Source organism: Nitriliruptor sp. (assembly GCF_040882075.1).
Taxonomy (GTDB): Bacteria; Actinomycetota; Nitriliruptoria; order Nitriliruptorales; family Nitriliruptoraceae; genus Nitriliruptor.
Genome location: NZ_JBBEBZ010000050.1, coordinates 1 through 1,089, shown reverse-complemented (window position 1 = coordinate 1,089; position 1,089 = coordinate 1). Strand labels below are relative to the sequence as shown.

Sequence of the window (1,089 nt, the reverse complement as noted above, 5' to 3'; positions counted from 1 at the left end):
TGACCAGGGCCGCGCCGCGGTCGGCGGTCTTGTACTCGAGCTGACGGACCAGCTCGCCCATACTGGCTTCGGCCACGCTGCGGCCGTTACGGAGGCCGTTGCGGCGTGCCATCCCGGCCACGTTGAGGTCTTCGACGCACACGAGGTCGAACCCGCCGGCGAGCCGCCGTGACAGCTCGTGCAGGTACAGCTTGCGCGTCGCCGCGATCTTGCCGTGCAGCTTGGCCCGTCGGCGCAGCAGCTGGGTCCGGTTCTTCGAGATCTTCTCGCACCGGGCGATCGCCCGGTCGAGCCTGCGCAGCCGGGCCAGGTGCTGGTCGAGCACCCGTGGGTTGGGTACGTGCCCGTGTTCGTCGGTCAGCCCCGGGACCGGCCGGTCGAGGGTGACCAGGTGCGTCAGCCCGAGGTCCACACCTACCGCGCCGCCGTGCTGACTGACCGGCTCGCCAGGCTGCCGGAGACGGGTCGAACCGTCGAGGAGCCGCAGACGGAACACCGCCTTCCACCTACCACCCTCGAACTTGATCGTCAGCGCCTGGACCTGCGCCCTGCCGGACTCGCACAGCTTCCACACCTCACGGACCGTGCCCGGCTGGTGGGTGTGTAGCCACGCGACCTCAGCCCGCCGGTCCCGGCCGCCGGGCTGCTGTGACCTCGGACGGGTGTGGCGGCGCTCCCGGCTGCCGTCCCCGGCACGTTGCGGCAGCATCAACCTGACGTGGGCGCGGGTGTCACGCCGGATCCAGTGGCGATGGTCGACACCGTCGGCGAGCTCGACGAACGTGACCGCCTGCCGCGAGTGGCGACCCTTCCACTGGGGGAAGCCCACACGAGGACCACGGCGCTTGCCGGTGCGGGACTCGGAGAAGTTCTTCAGCGCCAACGCGGCGTTGTCGATCCTGGTCCGGAACGCGTGGATCGACACGTCCCGGTGCCACGGGTGCACCTCGTCACGCACCGACCGCCACTCGCGCATCAGCGATCCGCGCGACCACGACAGCGCCGGCGTGAGTTCGTCGTCAGGGACACCACGGGCACGCTCGTCACGGCGCACCGCGAGGTTGTCACGGGCCTGCTCGATCGCCCAGT

General features: G+C 70.7%; 1 protein-coding gene. It reads right to left on the bottom strand.

The features are described 5' to 3' along the window. Nucleotides 1-1,089 (bottom strand): RNA-guided endonuclease InsQ/TnpB family protein (locus WEB03_RS02680; RefSeq protein WP_368069426.1); only part of this gene is annotated, 1,089 nt, incomplete at both ends.